Source organism: Sedimentitalea sediminis, assembly GCF_042687825.1.
GTDB lineage: Bacteria > Pseudomonadota > Alphaproteobacteria > Rhodobacterales > Rhodobacteraceae > Sedimentitalea.
Genome location: NZ_JBHUQE010000029.1, coordinates 1 through 15141, shown reverse-complemented (window position 1 = coordinate 15141; position 15141 = coordinate 1). Strand labels below are relative to the sequence as shown.

Here is a 15141-nt window from a genome sequence, read left to right as displayed (position 1 = left end):
AGGTTCGGCTGGACCCGGATTGCTCCGGGCCCAGCCACATTCAGTTGGCGGGTCTCCCCACCGAACGGCTTATGCCAGTTCGACCTCTGCGCCCGCTGCTTCCAGCTTGCCCTTGATCTCTTCGGCTTCGTCCTTGGACACGCCTTCCTTGATCTTGCCGCCGGCTTCCACCAGGTCCTTGGCTTCTTTCAGACCCAGACCGGTGATGCCGCGAACTTCCTTGATCACGTTGATTTTCGAAGCGCCGGCGTTCTTCAGAACGACGTCGAATTCGGTTTTTTCTTCCTCGGCTGCGCCACCGGCGTCAGCAGGACCGGCCATCATGACCGCGCCGCCAGCGGCGGGCTCGATGCCGTATTCGTCCTTGAGGATGGTTTTCAGTTCTTGTGCTTCAAGCAGGGTCAGACCAACGATCTCTTCTGCCAGTTTCTTCAGATCAGCCATTTTATCAGCTCTTTCCGTTTTACAGTTCGTGTGTTCCAACGACGCGTGTTCATCCACGTGCCGGACTTACGTTGCTCAGGCGGCCGCCTTGTCCTCGATGGTGGACAAGATGGACGCGATGTTGCTTGCAGGTGCGCCAATGGCCCCGGCGATGTTCGCAGCAGGTGCGCCGATGCAGCCGGCGATCGAAGAGATGAGCTCTTCGCGCGACGGCATTTTCGACACGGCCTGAACACCGGCCCGGTCCAACGCGTTCTCGCCCATTGCCCCGCCAAGGATTTCGAACTTCTTGTTCTCCTTGGCAAAGTCCTCGGCCACCTTGGCTGCCGCCACGGGGTCCTCGGAATAGGTCAGAACGGTCATGCCCGTCAAAAGCGATGTGATCGATTCACACGGCTTTCCCTCGAGGGCGATCTTGGCGAGCCTGTTCTTGGCAACACGCACAGACCCACCCGCTTCGCGTGCACGCGCGCGCAGGTCCTGCATCTCGGCAACTGTCAGTCCGACGTAGTGGGCTACCACAACGACGCCAGAGCTTTCGAAGATCTGGCCGAGTTCCTCGACCACTTTCTCTTTCTGGGCTCTATCCACAGTTTCACTCCAGTAGGGGAGGGGTGACCCTCCGGCTCGTTTCTGCCGGGACGAAAGCCCCGACAATCGGGTCCTTACGGGTCCTGCGCATCGCCCCAGAGCGCCGCGCGGGCGATCCGAAGAAACTTTGTCATTTCCCGTCTCGGGCAGGAATTATGGCCGCGCCGAAGCCTGACCACCCACCGTCTCGGACGAACGTCAGGGCGCCCTCGAATCACGAGGACGCCCAGACAGTGCGACTTAGGACGTTTACGGCGAAATGTGAACCCCTGCGCGCCGGTTCCGACGTTTTTGGTAGGTTTTTTTGCAATGTTTTCCGATCATCGGCATTTTTATCCTTGCACGGAACCGTCTTGCGGCTTGCCACAGGCCCCTGCCCTGTCCTTAGATCAATGCCAGAGAGATTTTTCAGAGGGCCGGTTGATGTTGAGCGGCACACGGCAATTCGCCTTTTTCGGCGATAGTATCTCGGACCCTGGCAATATATTTCGCGTCACCGAGGGTCTGGTGCAGGACGAATTGCGCTTTGCGCGGCTCGGCGAAAACGGACGGGCCAGCGACGGGCCGGTCTTTGCGGAACACCTGGCGCCGCTGCTGGGGCTGGCACCTTCTCTGAACTATGCCGTCGGTGGCGCCCATGCGGCGGGCCACGAAACGCTGCGCGACTATGTTCTGGAAAACGGCTACTCCGACCAATTGCTGGTGGACATCGATGACCCCCGACTGCTGTTTGACCGCAATCTCGGTGCCCAGATCGACCGGTTTGCCGCCGATACCGCCGGCCGGAATGTCGGCCAGGTCACCGCCTTTGTACTGATCGGCGGCAATGATTATGGCGATATCGACCCGAGCGATCCCCTGGGCGAGATCGGCAAATTGGCGGGCGCGCTGTTGTCTTCCGTTCAGGCCACGCTGGACGCGGCGTGGGACCTGACGTCCATGGGCGTGGATCAGGTGATCGTCAGCGGGCTGCCGTCGGCAGGTTTTCTGCCGTCTATTGCCAGCCAGAGTGCTTCGATCGTGTCCCGCGTGGACGACCTGATTGACCAGCATAACGGGCTGCTGAAAAGCGGCGTCGACCTGCTGGACAGTTTAGGCCGGGACGTCGCCTTTTTCGACCTCGGCCGCATCACCCAGGCCTTTGTCGACGATGCCTCGCAATTCGGCATCCTCGCACCGCATGACCTGACTCTGCGCGGCGGCGCGCCGGCCGCACTGGCGGCCTATGACCCGTCGCAGGTCGGGTTCTGGGATTCGATCCATCCATCGGCGGCAACCCATGCGGTGCTGGGCGGCTGGCTGGCCCGCGATGGCAGCCACGTGACGCTGGGCGCCGGGGCGGACAGCCGGCAACTGGGCACGGCGGATGACACGGTTCTGGCCTATGGCGGTGCCGACACGATCTGGTCCTCGGGTGGCGACGACCTGGTGTTTGCAGGCAGTGGCGACGACATCGTCCGCCTGGGCAATGGCGAGGATCTGGGCAGCGGTGGCCAGGGCCAGGACAGGCTGCAGGGCGGACCGGGCCGCGACACGCTGGCCGGCGGGCCGGGCGACGATCTGGTGATCGGCGGGCGCGGGAACGACATCCTGATCGACGGGCCCGGCGACGACACGTTGCGGGGCAATCGCGATGACGACACCTTCGTGTTCTTTGACGATGTCTTTCTGGGCGGCGCGGACGCCGGGCAGAACCTGTTTGCCGGTGCTGCCGGGCGGGATCGGCTGATTCTGGTGCTGGACGCCGATGGCGCGGCCGGTTTTGACCGCCCCGGCCCGCTGAAATCCGACCTGGCGGCGCTGGGAATCACTGCCTACAGCATCGAAACCGTCACCATCGTGACCGGGCGCGCCGGACTGGCGGCGGAACTGGCTGCCTCTGACTGGTATGACACCGCCGATCTGTGGGGCCTGATCTGATCGCACGAAAAAGGGCGAGCCCCGCGGGCCCGCCCCTGATACCGCCGCGCGATCCGGCTTATTGCGCCGGAGCGGCGTCCGCGACGTCGATGCTGACGCCCGGACCCATGGTCGAGCTGATCGCGATCTTTTTCATATACGTGCCCTTGGCGCCGGCCGGCTTGGCCTTTGCCACCGCACCGACAAAGGCACGGACGTTCTCGACCAGCTTGGCTTCGTCAAACGAGGCCTTGCCGACACCGGCGTGCACGACACCGGCCTTTTCGACCTTGAACTGGACTTCGCCACCCTTGGCGGCGGTCACGGCGGCGGCGACATCCATGGTGACGGTGCCGACCTTGGGGTTCGGCATCAGGTTGCGCGGGCCCAGAACCTTGCCCAGACGACCGACGATCGGCATCATGTCCGGGGTGGCGATGCAGCGATCGAATTCGATCTTGCCGCTCTGCACGGTTTCCATCAGGTCCTCGGCGCCCACAATGTCGGCACCGGCGGCCTGGGCTTCCTCGGCCTTGGGGCCACGGGCGAACACGGCGACGCGGACGGTCTTGCCGGTGCCGTTGGGCAGGCCGACAACGCCGCGCACCATCTGATCGGCGTGGCGCGGGTCGACGCCCAGGTTCACCGCCAGTTCGATGGTTTCGTCAAATTTCGCGTTGGCATTGCCCTTGACCAGGGCAACGGCCTCCTCGACCGACAGGTTGTCCTTGCCGGCAAAGGCTTCGCGGGCGGCACGGGTACGTTTTCCAAGCTTTGCCATCTTATTTCACCTCAATGCCCATGGAGCGGGCCGAGCCCAGGATGATCTGCATGGCGCCTTCGATGTCGTTGGCGTTCAGATCTTTCATCTTGGCTTCGGCGATTTCCTTGACCTGCGCCACGGTCACCGTGCCGACGGTCTCGCGCGACGGCGTCTTGGCGCCGGATTTCAGCTTGGCCGCCTTTTTCAGGTAGTAGGACGCCGGCGGCGTCTTGATGTCCATGGTAAAGGACTTGTCCTGATAATAGGTGATCACGGTCGGGCACGGCGCGCCCGGCTCCATGTCTGCGGTCTTGGCGTTGAACGCCTTGCAGAATTCCATGATGTTGATGCCGCGCTGACCCAGCGCCGGACCCACCGGCGGGCTCGGGTTTGCCTGCCCGGCAGGCACTTGCAGCTTCATCGAGCCGACGAGTTTCTTGGCCATTGGCCTTCTCCTTTTTCAGCACCACAGGAACGCGTTCCCGTGGCAGGTTTGCCCGTGGTCCGGTGCCCGCTCGCGTGCGCGCCGCCTCCCACGTTCCGAGTCGCTGCGACAGCGACCGGCCCCGGTTACAGATCACAGGGCGGTTTTGCAAGAGGCCCCGGGGCGCTGCCGCAAACGGCAATGACGGTTTTGCGGCCCACGGCTCTGCCCGGGGCTGATGCGGCCGATGATCCCGATCCGCGACAGGCCTGCCGGCGTCGGCGGCAACTGTTACCGGTTCCGACCCGCAGCAGCAGCAGCAGCAGTCAGAACCCGGCCCCGTTTCCAAGAAACTTGCTGCCCCGACATGGTCTCTGATGGCGAACAGAGCCGCCCGGTTCCAGGTCGGATGCCACTGAAAACCTTTTCGCGCTAGCGGGTTCCGGCCGCGGTCCGACCTTATCAACCCGTTTCCGTCGCCCGTTCGTCATGTCGGACAACCCGGTTTCGCCCGGTATTCTTGGCCTCATACAGGGCTTCGTCGGCTGCCCGCAGAACCTGGTCCAGCGGCCGCGTTCCATCGAACGTATCCACGCCGATCGACAAGGTGCAACTCAGTTCCCTGCCATCCACCTGTATCGTTTGACTTTCAACCGCCGCTCGAATGGCCTCGGCCCGCAATTCGGCATGCTGAACACACGCGCCCGGAAAATAGGTGACGAATTCTTCGCCGCCAAAACGGGCCGCGGCGCCGTCGGGTTGCGATTTTTCCTGCAGGATCTGCGAGACCGTTCGAATGACACGATCACCGGTCTGATGCCCGAACGTGTCGTTGATCGCCTTGAACCTGTCGATGTCGATCATCATGACCGTTCCGGGACCCGACATGTCCTGATTTTCGAGCTGCTCGATAAAGGCCGCCCGGGACAACAGGCCGGTCATCTGGTCATGCCGCAGCAGAAACTCCAGTTGCCGGTTCAATTGGTGAATACGCAGCATCATCCGGGCCACCCAGAGCGACACCATGGGCGCAACGATCATTGGCACCGCGACGGCCGGGACGATGGACCGAATGTCCAGACCACCGGGGCTCATCAACCGGGTTATCAGCAGCGACCCAGCGACGGACACGAGCGACACGAACAGGACGAACACCCATTTTTCCGTGTCATTCCGGATGGTCATCCCGGGGTTCCTGCAGAGCGGAGTATCGTCAACAAAAATCGCCATTCACGCGTTTAAGGAGTCGTTTTCCGGTTCTGAATAGCCCCCATTGGTTGCGAATATATTGCCCAGATTGGCGAGCATACCCACGACATCGGCAAAAATCTTGCGCAAAAGCACAAAATTCAGCGTTGTTTTTCAGTAACTTTTCGGGGCGCGGGCAGGCGTCCGGCTTGCACGGCGAAATCCGCGCCATACCGCCATGCATCGCAGAACATGCAGACGGAGCGCGTCAGGGTAAGCCCATTCAATCGGTTTCAAAGATCAGGGCCGTGTCCAGTGCGGAGGACCTCGCAACAGGTCAGCCCTGTTTTGTGACCTGGGTGAATTCCAGTTCCACCGGGGTTTCCCGGCCAAAGATCGACACCGACACCTTCAGGCGCTGGTTGTCCTCGTCGACCTCTTCGATCATGCCGTCGAAATCCTCGAACGGGCCGTCATTGACCTTGACCTTTTCGCCGATCTCATAGTGGATCAGGGTGCGCGGGGCTTCCTCGCCTTCCTGGACCCGGTTCAGAATGGCGTTCAGTTCGGCATCGCGCATCGGCATCGGACGGCCCTGCGGGCCGAGAAAACCGGTGACCCGGTTGATCGAGTTGATCAGGTGATAGCCCTGGTCCGACATCTCCATGTGCACCAGAACATAGCCCGGCATGAACCGGCGTTCCGCGGTCACCTTCTTGCCGCGGCGCACTTCGATCACCTCTTCGGTGGGCACCAGCACCTCGTCGATCTCGTCATCAAGGCCGTGCTCGGCGACCGAGGTACGGATCTGTTCTGCGATCTTTTTCTCGAAGTTCGAGAGAACACTGACCGAGTACCACCGTTTTGCCATTAACCTTGCCGCCCTTGTCTTGCGCGACTGCATTCTGCACAGTCGAAGTCTATCAGAGTTTCAAACGGTTGCCCCGTCACGTCCCGGAGGCAAACGCGCCGGGCAATTCGAATCGCCGCGCGCCTTGTCCATGGATGCGCGTCACCTAACCGCCAAATGCCAATTGTTCAAGGGGATTGCCCGATTTTGCCGCCGGGCCCCGAGACCGGTCCGGGATCAGCCGAACAGGCCCAGCACGCCCTGCAATCCGGTACGGATCAGGATATCGACCAGCGCAAAGAACGCGCCTGTCAACGCCGCCATGATAAAGACCATGACCGTGGTCAGAAGCACCTCGCGCCGGGTCGGCCAGACGACCTTTGAGATCTCGCCGCGGACCTGCTGGATGAACTGGATCGGGTTGGTGGTGGCCATGGGCACGCTCTTTCTGCTTGCGGATAGGGGCGACATAGCCGGGCAGCCCGCCGAATTCAAGACCGCGCGCGGGCGTCCCGGGCGTCGATCTCGCGGAGGGTGATCCTGGCAGGGGCTGAGGGACTCGAACCCACGACCCTCGGTTTTGGAGACCGATGCTCTACCAACTGAGCTAAACCCCTAGGACCGCGCTTTTCCTAAGCCAGCGCAGGCGGGGGGGCAAGAGGAATTTGCTGTCCGGTTGCGGCCGGCAATGGCGGCGCCGGCATCTGTCGCAGGTCGACAGCCCCCCGACAGAAAAGGCCGGAAAAATGACGCAGGGCATTTCGCACACGCGCCGGGTTACGTAAGACGGGCCAAACGAGAGGGAAATCCGGGGTGAGTCTGCGGAAACGAATTGCTGACAGCGCGTGGTTCAACAACGCCGTCGAAGGGATGTTTGCCGCCTATATCCGTTTTGCCTATCGCACCTCGAAATGGGACCGTACCGGGTTTGACGAAATGCAGGCGTCCCTGTCGGGCGGTGAACCTGTCATCGTCGCCCTTTGGCATCAGCGGTTGATGATGGCGCCCTACATGTTCGACACGCGCCTCGGCAAAATCTGCTCTCTGACATCGGCCGCGCGCGCCGGGCGCATGGCCGGGCAGGTTCAGGCACGGTTCGGGTTCGACACCATCGCCATGTCCAGCCACATGCGCCATGTCGCGCTGTCGCGCCTGGTGCTGGGCAAGGTCCGCGAAGGCAATTCCATCGGCATCGCCACGGACGGGCCGCGCGGCCCGTCACGGGTGGCCTCGACCGTGCCACTGATCTGGGCGCGGGTCACAGGCAAGCGCATCTTTGTCGTCAGCTATGCGGCCCGCCGCCAGATCACCTTTCCCACCTGGGACCGGATGACGCTGCCCGCGCCATTTACCCGCGGTGTTCTGATGTGCCGGGAATGGACCGAGGTCGTGCCGCGCAAGGCGGATGACACGGAAATCGAGGCATTGCGCATCAAGCTGCAGGCCGCGCTGGACGAGATCACCGATGCCAGCGACCGGGCTGTCGGGCGCCTGCCGGGCTGACCGTTCGACCTGCGCCGCTCAGGGGGCAGCCGCGGACAACCGGTCGATATCCGCGGCCTCGATCACGGCGCGATGCCGGGCGATATGCTCGGCGGGCCAGTCCCACCAACGCAATTCCAACAGGCGCGCGACGACCTCGGGTGCAAACCGGTCCCGGACCCGGCGCGCCGGATTGCCAGCGACCACGCCATACGGGGCCACATCCGCGGCCACCACCGCGCCGGCCCCGACGATCGCGCCATCGCCGATGGTGACGCCGGGCAGGATCAGCGCGCCATAGCCGATCCAGACATCGTTGCCGATCACCGTATCGCCATGCAGCAACGCCAGATCCGCGTAGTCCCCCATCGTGGCGGGATCGAAGATCGAGAACGGATAGGTCGAGAACCCGTCCATCGGATGATTGGCCGACGCGGTGACAAAGGTCGCCCCGTGCGCGATCTGGCAGAAACGGCCAATGACCAACCTTTCGCGGCTGTCCGGAAAAAGATAGGGCGCCAGCCGCGCCGCCCAGTCCTCCGGCGGATCGAAACTGCTGGCATAGCTGTGCGCACCCACCGCTATGCGGGGATGGTCCAGCACGGCGCGCAGATAGACCGTACCGGCATGGCGCGATCCATCGGGCAGGCGCACCGGGTATTCGGTGTCGGCGGGTGGCAGGGCGGTCGGTGCGGTCATCGGGGCCTCGTTATCTGTTCCCGGAGGTTGGGCGCGGATCACGCCATTGTCCAGCATATCCGCGCCCGGTGCCCTCCCTGGCATTCTTCGCCACGCCCCTGCCTTGGTGTTTCAGTCGCCTTCGGCGATCCCGGCGGCACGGGCGCGGGCGCGACGGGCGCGATAGCTCGGCAAAACCACCAGCAGAGCGGCGATCACCAGCAACCCCAGAGTCATCGGGCGGTCGATGATGAAGCCGATACCGTCATAGAGCTGCATGGACCGGGCAAAGTTGTTCTCCATCATACCGCCCAGGATAAACCCGATCAGCAGGGGCGCCAGCGGGTAGTCGGCGAATTTCAGCGCCGTGGCGCAGATGCCGAACCCCACAAGGATCAGCAGTTCTGTGGCGTTGTTCTGACCGATATAGGCCCCCATGAGGGTAAAAAACAGAATGAACGGGATCAGGTAGTTGCGCGGGATCGTCAGAACCTTGGCGATATAGGGGATCAGCGGCAGGTTCAGGACCAAAAGCACCAGATTGCCGATGAACATCGACATGATCACTGCCCAGAAAACCTGCGGCTCGTCGATCATCAGGCGCGGTCCCGGCGTCACGTTCAGCGCGATCAGCGCGCCCAGCAGGATCGCAGTGGTACCGGAACCGGGAATGCCCAGCGTCAACAGCGGCACGAAAGAACCGGTGCAGGCCGCGTTATTGGCCGATTCCGGCGCGGCCAGGCCCTTGATCGCCCCCTTGCCGAATTCCTCCTGCTCTTCCTTGGAGGCAATGTTGCGTTCGACCGCATAGCCGAGGAACGAGGCGATGGTGGCGCCGGCCCCGGGCAGCACCCCGATGAAGAAGCCTTGCAGCGATTGCCGCCCGATCACCGGCGCGATGGCCCTGCCCTCTTGCCGGGTGATGCGCAGGTTCTCGATCTTGCCGCCGTCCTCGCTCATCTCGCGCTTCTTGAGTACAAGAAACAGCGCCTCGGGCAGGGCAAACATCGCCATGGCCAGCGTGATGAAACCAAAGCCCGATTGCAAATCCATGATCCCCATGGTGAAGCGCGGCAGGTTGAAGAGCGCGCCTTCGCCCACGGTCGCCATGATCAGGCCCAAAAGCGTCATCAGGAGCGCCTTGGCCACCTGACCGGTGCCGGCAAAGGCCGCGATGGCCGAAAGGCCCACCACCATCAGTGCGAAATACTCCGCCGAATGGAACAAAAGTGCTACCGAGGACAGCGCCGGGGCAAAAACCATAAGCAGGATCGCCCCAATCGTGCCGCCGGCAAAACTGGCGATGGCAGCGATGGTCAGCGCCTTGCCCGCCTGCCCCTTGCGCGCCATAGGATAGCCGTCGAAACTGCTGGCGACCGTTCCCGCCACGCCGGGCGCGTTCAAAAGGATCGACGAGGTCGAGCCGCCGAAAATGGCGCCATAATAGACCCCGGCCAATAGGATCAGCGCCGCCGACGGATCGCCCATCGAGATGGCGACGGGGATCATGATGGCGATGATCGACATCGGCCCCAGGCCGGGCAACATGCCGATGAATGTTCCGATCAGGCAACCCGCGATCACCATCAATAGGTTCTGCAACGACAGCGCCGTCTGCAGGCCGATAAGAAGTCCTTCAAGCATGTCTCAACTCCTCAGAGAAAGAAGGGCAGCGGGCGCAGGAAGATGCCCAGGACCTGCTCGACAAGATACCACACGATGCCGGTGGCCCCGATGGCGACGGGCAGCAGGATGTGGAATTTGCGCTCACCCAGGATCACCGCGCCGAAGGTGAGAAAGCCCGTAGTGGCCAGCAGAAAACCGGCGGGTCGCAGCAACAGCGCGTAGGCCACCATCAGTGCCAGCAGCGCGAGCGCCTGCCAGAGGTGGTAATCGCCGAGACGGCGATAGTCGATGTCCGGCGCCTGGTCCTTTTCGGGGGTTTTCTCCAGCCCGAACAGGATCACCAACGTGGTCAGGATAGCCAGGACCGACAGAATCTTGGGAAAGGTGCTGGGCCAGATCGGGTTGCGCTGCATGAACGGCGGCAACCCCTGGTCCATGGTGAAATAGGCGGCATAGGCATAGGCCAGTGCCACGCAGAGGATGACGAAGGCAATCCAGCGATCCAGGGCCATGTCAGGTCTCCTTTGCGGTTCTTTCCATTTGCCGGACCCCGGAAGGGGCTCTGCCCCGCCGCCTTCGGCGGCCCCCCGAGGTATTTCCGGCAAGAGGAAAGACAATTTTAACCGGTTTCAAGCTATCCCAAGGTCACGGTACAGGCTGAGGAGCCGATGACCGTGCAAGGGGAAGGTGTGTACCTTCCAGAAGGGGGAACTTTCTGTTCTCCCTTCCTCTTGCTGCAAATACCTNCGGCAAGAGGAAAGACAATTTTAACCGGTTTCAAGCTATCCCAAGGTCACGGTACAGGCTGAGGAGCCGATGACCGTGCAAGGGGAAGGTGTGTACCTTCCAGAAGGGGGAACTTTCTGTTCTCCCTTCCTCTTGCTGCAAATACCTCGGGGAGCGCGAGGGGCTGGCCCCTCGCACCCGCCCGCGGGCATCTTCAGAGAAATCCCAGTTTCTTCATCAGGTCACCGATGACCTTCTCCTGGTTTTCCAGAAAGACTTTGAAGTCATCGCCCGAGTTGTGGATGTTGACCCAGCCGTTGCGGGTCCGCACGGTTTCCCACTCTTCGGTTTCATACATCTTGGCGATGGCGTTCTGGTACAGAGCCAGCTTTTCTTCGGGCAGGCCGGGCGCACCGAAGAAACCGCGCCAGTTGACAAAGGTCGTGTCGATACCCTGTTCCTTCAGGGTCGGCGCGGCCTCATAGGCCGGCACGCGCTCGTCCGAGGTGACGCCGATGATCTTGACTTCGCCCGCCTCGGCCAGCGCCACCGCTTCCGAGAAGCCGGTCGACAAAGCGGCGATCTCACCTGACAGCAGCGCCGCCATGGCCTTGCCGCCTGCATCATAGGGGATGTACTTGACCATCAGCGGGTCCTTCCCCGCCGCTTCCATCGCCATCGCGGCAACCAAGTGGTCCATGCCGCCAGGCACCGAGCCACCACCGATCGCGGTGGCATTCGGATCCGCGTCGAACCGCGCCAGCAGGCCTGCCATGTCGTCGATGTCGCTGTCGGCATTCACAACCAGCGCCGCATAGTCGCCGATGGTGCCGGCCACCAGCGTCAGATCGCGAAAGTTCTGCGGGAACACGCCGGTCAGCGAGCGGATGATGATGGGGGTCGAGTTGACCATCAAGGTGCCATGGTTCGAATCGGCATTTTCGATCAGATAGCCGATCGCCTTGCCGCCGCCGCCTCCGGACATGTTCTCATAAGACGCGGTCCCCACCAGGCCCGCGCCGGTCAGCGCCTCGCCGGTGCCACGCGCGGTTCCGTCCCAGCCGCCGCCGGCCCCGCCGGGGATCAGAAAGTGAATGCTGTCCAGAACCTTGTGACCATCCGCCACGGCGGGGGCTGCAAAACCCAGCGTCGCTACGGCGCCGGCCAGCAGCGCGCGACGGCCCAGTTTGAATGTCGTCATGTTTCCCTCCCATTTGACAACCGACCGCAAGCCGGCACAGTTGCAGAACCTGACCATGGAAACCTGACACAAACCTGTCATGGCCGAAGAATCCGGGGACACCCGATGAAATTCCTGCTGATCGAAGACAATCTGGCTCTGGCCGAGGCGATCCTGACGCGCATGCAGTTGGATGGTCATGTCATTGATCATGCGCCGAATTTATCCGATGCGATCGCTTTCTCGGAAACCGGTGACTATGATTTGATCCTGTTGGACATCATGCTGCCTGATGGCGACGGTCGCGACTTTCTGACCCGCCATCGCGCCGGCCGCGGCGATACACCGGTCATCGTGCTGACCGCGCGTTCGCAGGTTTCTGACAGAATCGGCCTGCTTGATCTCGGCGCCGATGACTATGTCACCAAGCCGTTCGATCATGCCGAACTGCAGGCGCGTTGCCGCGCCGTGTTGCGCCGCAGATCTGGCGCGGCCCAGACCGTCATCCGCCGCGGCGACGCGATCCTGGACCCGGTCGCAGGGCATCTGACCGTCGCCGGAAAGGCGATCAATCTGCGCAATCGCGAGTTGCGGCTTTTGGAACTGCTGTTCAATGCGCCTGGCCGCATATTCTCGAAGCAGAAACTGGTCGACCGACTGTACTCTTATGATGACGACGTGTCCGAAAACGCGGTCGAGGTCTATGTCGCGCGCCTGCGCAAACATCTTGAAAACTCAGGACTGAAGATCAGCACCCATCGCGGCCTGGGATACCGCCTGGATGATGTCTGAGCCGGTTCTAACATCGGGGTCTCTGCGCGGCCGGTTGACCATCTCGCTGATTGGTGGCGCCGCGATCCTGACTGTTGTGCTGTTCTTTGTCGTCCGCGGATTTGCGGCCCAGATTGCTCAACAAAGCCAGGACAATATCCTCAACGCATCCGCGACTTCGATTCTGGACGCTGCAATCATCCGGGAAGGAAACATCGAACTGGACTTTCCCTATGCTTCGTTTTCCATGCTCGGCACCCAGTCCGACGACCGGATTTTCTACGTCATCAGCCAGGATGGCACGGTGTTGTCCGGTTATTCGGATCTGCCCCTGCCGGACCAGCCTACGGTGACGGGCAGCCGCTTCCGCACCGTCGATTTCCGAGACGAGACCGTGCGGCAGGTCACCGCCTCGCGCGATCTGGTCGGCGCGACCCTGCGAACCCGGATAACGGTCTCGGTGGCCCAAACGCAGGATGACCTCTCGGGTATACTCAGACAGATTTCACGCAATGCACTGATTTTCGGAGCTTGCTTTTTCGTCCTGGCCGCTTTGCTGTCATTCTGGGCCACAGCGGCGACCATCGGCCCCCTGCGGCGTCTGGCCGACTCGGTGGCCCAGCGCGGGCCGCAGGACATGCGCCCGATCGCCAAGCCGGTTCCGGCCGAAATGGCACCGCTGGTATCCGCGCTGAACCACCTGATGAACCGTCTCGGGCAATCGCTCAACCGCTCCGAGGATTTCATCGCCGAAGCGGCGCACCGGGTCCGCACACCGCTTGCGACGGTACGCTCGCACGCGGAAACCACCCTGCAACGGGTTGAGAAACAAGAAAACCGGCAGGCGCTCAAGGCGATGATCCGGGCCATTGACGAAAGCTCGCGGGCGGCGGGCCAGTTGCTGGATCATGCCATGATCACGTTCCGGGCCGAGCAACTGCAACGTCGTCCGCTGGATCTGGTCGCGCTGGTGCAAGAGGTCGTCGACCGGCTGACCCCGATCGCGGAAATGAAGGACATCGCGTTGCGGCTGGGCGGCGATGCCACGGTCCCGATGACCGGTGATCCGATTCTTTTGCAGAACGCAGTGCGCAATCTTGTAGATAATGCCCTGAAATACTCACCCGGAGAAAGCGCGATCACGTTGGTAGTACGGTCTGATCCTGCCCCGGCGCTGGACGTCTCGGATCAGGGACCCGGCTTTGCGCCGGACGAGATCGACGCGCTGTCGGAAAGATTTGCCCGTGGCCGCAACGCAAGCGGCACCATCGGCTCGGGACTGGGCCTGACCATCGCCCGCGACGTGGCGGCGGCACATGGCGGCCGGCTGATCCTTGGCCACAACCCGAAGGGGGGCGCATGCGTAACCTTGTCCTTTTGATCGCCTGGTGTTGGGCGGCGATGGCCGGCGCGACGGAATGGGAGGAACGGCAGGTCTTCGCCGGGTCCGGAGATGGGCCGACCCTGCGGGTGATTTCCAGCACCGATATTGCCGTGTTCGCGCCGATCATCGACAGCTTTCTTGCCGGCAACCCCGGGGTCAGCATCGAATATCTGGTGACCGGGTCGACAGCGACGGACACGGTCTTTCGCGCCGCGCCGGACCGGTTCGATCTGGTGATCTCCAGCGCGATGGACCTGCAGCTGAAACTGGTCAATGACGGATTTGCGCAGCAGGTTCCCGATATCGTACATCCCGACTGGGCGCAGTGGCGGCACAGCCTGTTCGGCTTTACCCGGGAACCGGCGGCGATCGTCATCAACAAGGCGGCGTTTCAGACCCTGCCGATCCCGCGGTCGCGACAGCAATTGATCGAGGTTCTGCGGGCCAATCCGGAGCTGTTTCGCGGTCGTCTGGGCACCTATGACGTGCGCGAATCCGGGTTGGGGTACCTGTTTGCCACGCAGGATGCACGGGCTTCGGAAACCTATTGGCGCCTGACCGAAGTGATGGGCGGTCTCGGCAGCCGCCTCTATTGCTGCTCGGGCGACATGATCCGGGACCTGGTGCGCGGCGACATTGCGGTCGCCTACAACGTGTTGGCCAGTTACGCGTCAGCGCGGGCGGATGCGGCCGACGATATCGCGGTGATCCTGCCGTCGGATTTTCCCACCACAATGATGCGCACGGCCTTTGTTGCCAAGGCCGCGCCGAACCCGGAACCCGCCAAGGCGTTTCTACGCCACCTGACGTCCTCGCGCTGGCAGACCGCCGGTGCGTCGGGCGGGCCGCTGCCGGCCCTGACGACCGCTGCGAACAAGTCACAATTTGCGACAATCACCCTGGAGCCCGGATTGATGACCTATCTGGACCGCCTCAAGCGGCAGACCTTCATCATGGAATGGGAAAGCGCGATCATCCAGTAGCGCCACGCATGGGCGGGGCCGATCCAAGACCTGCCGCGACAGGGGCACAAGCAAGAACACAGAGGGCCGCGCAACCGCGCGGCCCTCGTGATTTCCAGCAGGCACCGTGACCGGTGCGCGGTTGCCGACTACTCGATGATTTTGCTCACGAC

At 62.5% G+C, this 15141-nt stretch carries 16 protein-coding genes and 1 tRNA gene; 5 read left to right on the top strand and 12 right to left on the bottom strand.

Translation table 11 applies throughout. The annotated features are described in order from the left end of the window. Window positions 1–69: 69 nt before the first annotated feature. Together rplL and rplJ are read right to left on the bottom strand one after the other, a co-directional pair. Window positions 70–444 (bottom strand): 50S ribosomal protein L7/L12, encoded by a 375-nt coding sequence (gene rplL, locus ACFMPD_RS16165; protein WP_380996663.1) that lies wholly within the window; start codon window positions 442–444, stop codon window positions 70–72. Between the two features lie 75 nt (window positions 445–519). After that, window positions 520–1035 carry a 50S ribosomal protein L10 gene (rplJ, locus tag ACFMPD_RS16160; protein WP_380996641.1) on the bottom strand — a complete coding sequence of 172 codons (516 nt, stop codon included), beginning with the start codon at window positions 1033–1035 and terminating at the stop codon, window positions 520–522. Window positions 1036–1458: 423 nt separating this feature from the next. Between rplJ and ACFMPD_RS16155 the strand changes: the two genes are divergently transcribed. Continuing rightward, a complete protein-coding gene (locus ACFMPD_RS16155; RefSeq protein ID WP_380996638.1) occupies window positions 1459–2955 on the top strand; it encodes an SGNH/GDSL hydrolase family protein in 1497 nt (498 codons plus the stop codon). A gap of 58 nt (window positions 2956–3013) precedes the next feature. Here the strand turns inward: ACFMPD_RS16155 and rplA are convergent, their stop codons facing one another. The 6 genes from rplA to ACFMPD_RS16125 form a co-directional block, all read right to left on the bottom strand. Further along, complete coding sequence (gene rplA / locus ACFMPD_RS16150) at window positions 3014–3715, bottom strand: 50S ribosomal protein L1 (protein WP_380996636.1); 702 nt, start codon at window positions 3713–3715, stop codon at window positions 3014–3016. 1 nt (window position 3716) lies between these two features. Beyond that, window positions 3717–4142, bottom strand: coding sequence for a 50S ribosomal protein L11 (rplK, locus tag ACFMPD_RS16145; RefSeq protein WP_380996634.1), 426 nt, complete (start codon window positions 4140–4142; stop codon window positions 3717–3719). Window positions 4143–4583: 441 nt separating this feature from the next. Beyond that, the gene (locus tag ACFMPD_RS16140; protein ID WP_380996632.1) at window positions 4584–5306 is read right to left on the bottom strand and encodes a GGDEF domain-containing protein; all 723 of its coding nucleotides are present in this window, start codon (window positions 5304–5306) and stop codon (window positions 4584–4586) included. Window positions 5307–5646: 340 nt separating this feature from the next. Continuing rightward, a complete protein-coding gene (gene nusG / locus ACFMPD_RS16135) occupies window positions 5647–6180 on the bottom strand; it encodes a transcription termination/antitermination protein NusG (RefSeq protein WP_380996629.1) in 534 nt (177 codons plus the stop codon). A gap of 216 nt (window positions 6181–6396) precedes the next feature. Next, window positions 6397–6594 carry a preprotein translocase subunit SecE gene (secE, locus tag ACFMPD_RS16130; RefSeq protein ID WP_380996627.1) on the bottom strand — a complete coding sequence of 66 codons (198 nt, stop codon included), beginning with the start codon at window positions 6592–6594 and terminating at the stop codon, window positions 6397–6399. A 106-nt stretch (window positions 6595–6700) separates the two neighbouring features. Beyond that, window positions 6701–6776, bottom strand: a tRNA-Trp gene (locus tag ACFMPD_RS16125). 196 nt (window positions 6777–6972) lie between these two features. Between ACFMPD_RS16125 and ACFMPD_RS16120 the strand changes: the two genes are divergently transcribed. Continuing rightward, the gene (locus tag ACFMPD_RS16120) at window positions 6973–7662 is read left to right on the top strand and encodes a lysophospholipid acyltransferase family protein (protein WP_380996625.1); all 690 of its coding nucleotides are present in this window, start codon (window positions 6973–6975) and stop codon (window positions 7660–7662) included. 18 nt (window positions 7663–7680) lie between these two features. Here the strand turns inward: ACFMPD_RS16120 and ACFMPD_RS16115 are convergent, their stop codons facing one another. From ACFMPD_RS16115 to ACFMPD_RS16100, 4 genes are all read right to left on the bottom strand, one after another. Then, window positions 7681–8340, bottom strand: a complete 660-nt coding sequence (locus ACFMPD_RS16115) for a CatB-related O-acetyltransferase (RefSeq protein WP_380996623.1) — start codon at window positions 8338–8340, stop codon at window positions 7681–7683. A 111-nt stretch (window positions 8341–8451) separates the two neighbouring features. Continuing rightward, window positions 8452–9963, bottom strand: coding sequence for a tripartite tricarboxylate transporter permease (locus ACFMPD_RS16110; RefSeq protein ID WP_380996622.1), 1512 nt, complete (start codon window positions 9961–9963; stop codon window positions 8452–8454). Window positions 9964–9974: 11 nt separating this feature from the next. Then, entirely contained in the window at window positions 9975–10457 is a 483-nt protein-coding gene (locus ACFMPD_RS16105; protein ID WP_380996621.1) for a tripartite tricarboxylate transporter TctB family protein, read from the bottom strand. A gap of 428 nt (window positions 10458–10885) precedes the next feature. After that, window positions 10886–11872 (bottom strand): Bug family tripartite tricarboxylate transporter substrate binding protein, encoded by a 987-nt coding sequence (locus ACFMPD_RS16100; RefSeq protein ID WP_380996619.1) that lies wholly within the window; start codon window positions 11870–11872, stop codon window positions 10886–10888. Between the two features lie 105 nt (window positions 11873–11977). Between ACFMPD_RS16100 and ACFMPD_RS16095 the strand changes: the two genes are divergently transcribed. From ACFMPD_RS16095 to ACFMPD_RS16085, 3 genes are read left to right on the top strand one after another with little or no spacing between them, the layout of a single operon-like run. Then, complete coding sequence (locus tag ACFMPD_RS16095; protein WP_380996617.1) at window positions 11978–12643, top strand: response regulator transcription factor; 666 nt, start codon at window positions 11978–11980, stop codon at window positions 12641–12643. Next, complete coding sequence (locus tag ACFMPD_RS16090; protein ID WP_380996614.1) at window positions 12633–14003, top strand: sensor histidine kinase; 1371 nt, start codon at window positions 12633–12635, stop codon at window positions 14001–14003. Before ACFMPD_RS16095 ends, ACFMPD_RS16090 begins: the two co-directional genes overlap by 11 nt. Then, window positions 13982–14989: an ABC transporter substrate-binding protein gene (locus ACFMPD_RS16085; RefSeq protein WP_380996611.1), complete on the top strand. Its 1008-nt coding sequence runs from the start codon at window positions 13982–13984 to the stop codon at window positions 14987–14989. Before ACFMPD_RS16090 ends, ACFMPD_RS16085 begins: the two co-directional genes overlap by 22 nt. Window positions 14990–15141: the final 152 nt, after the last annotated feature.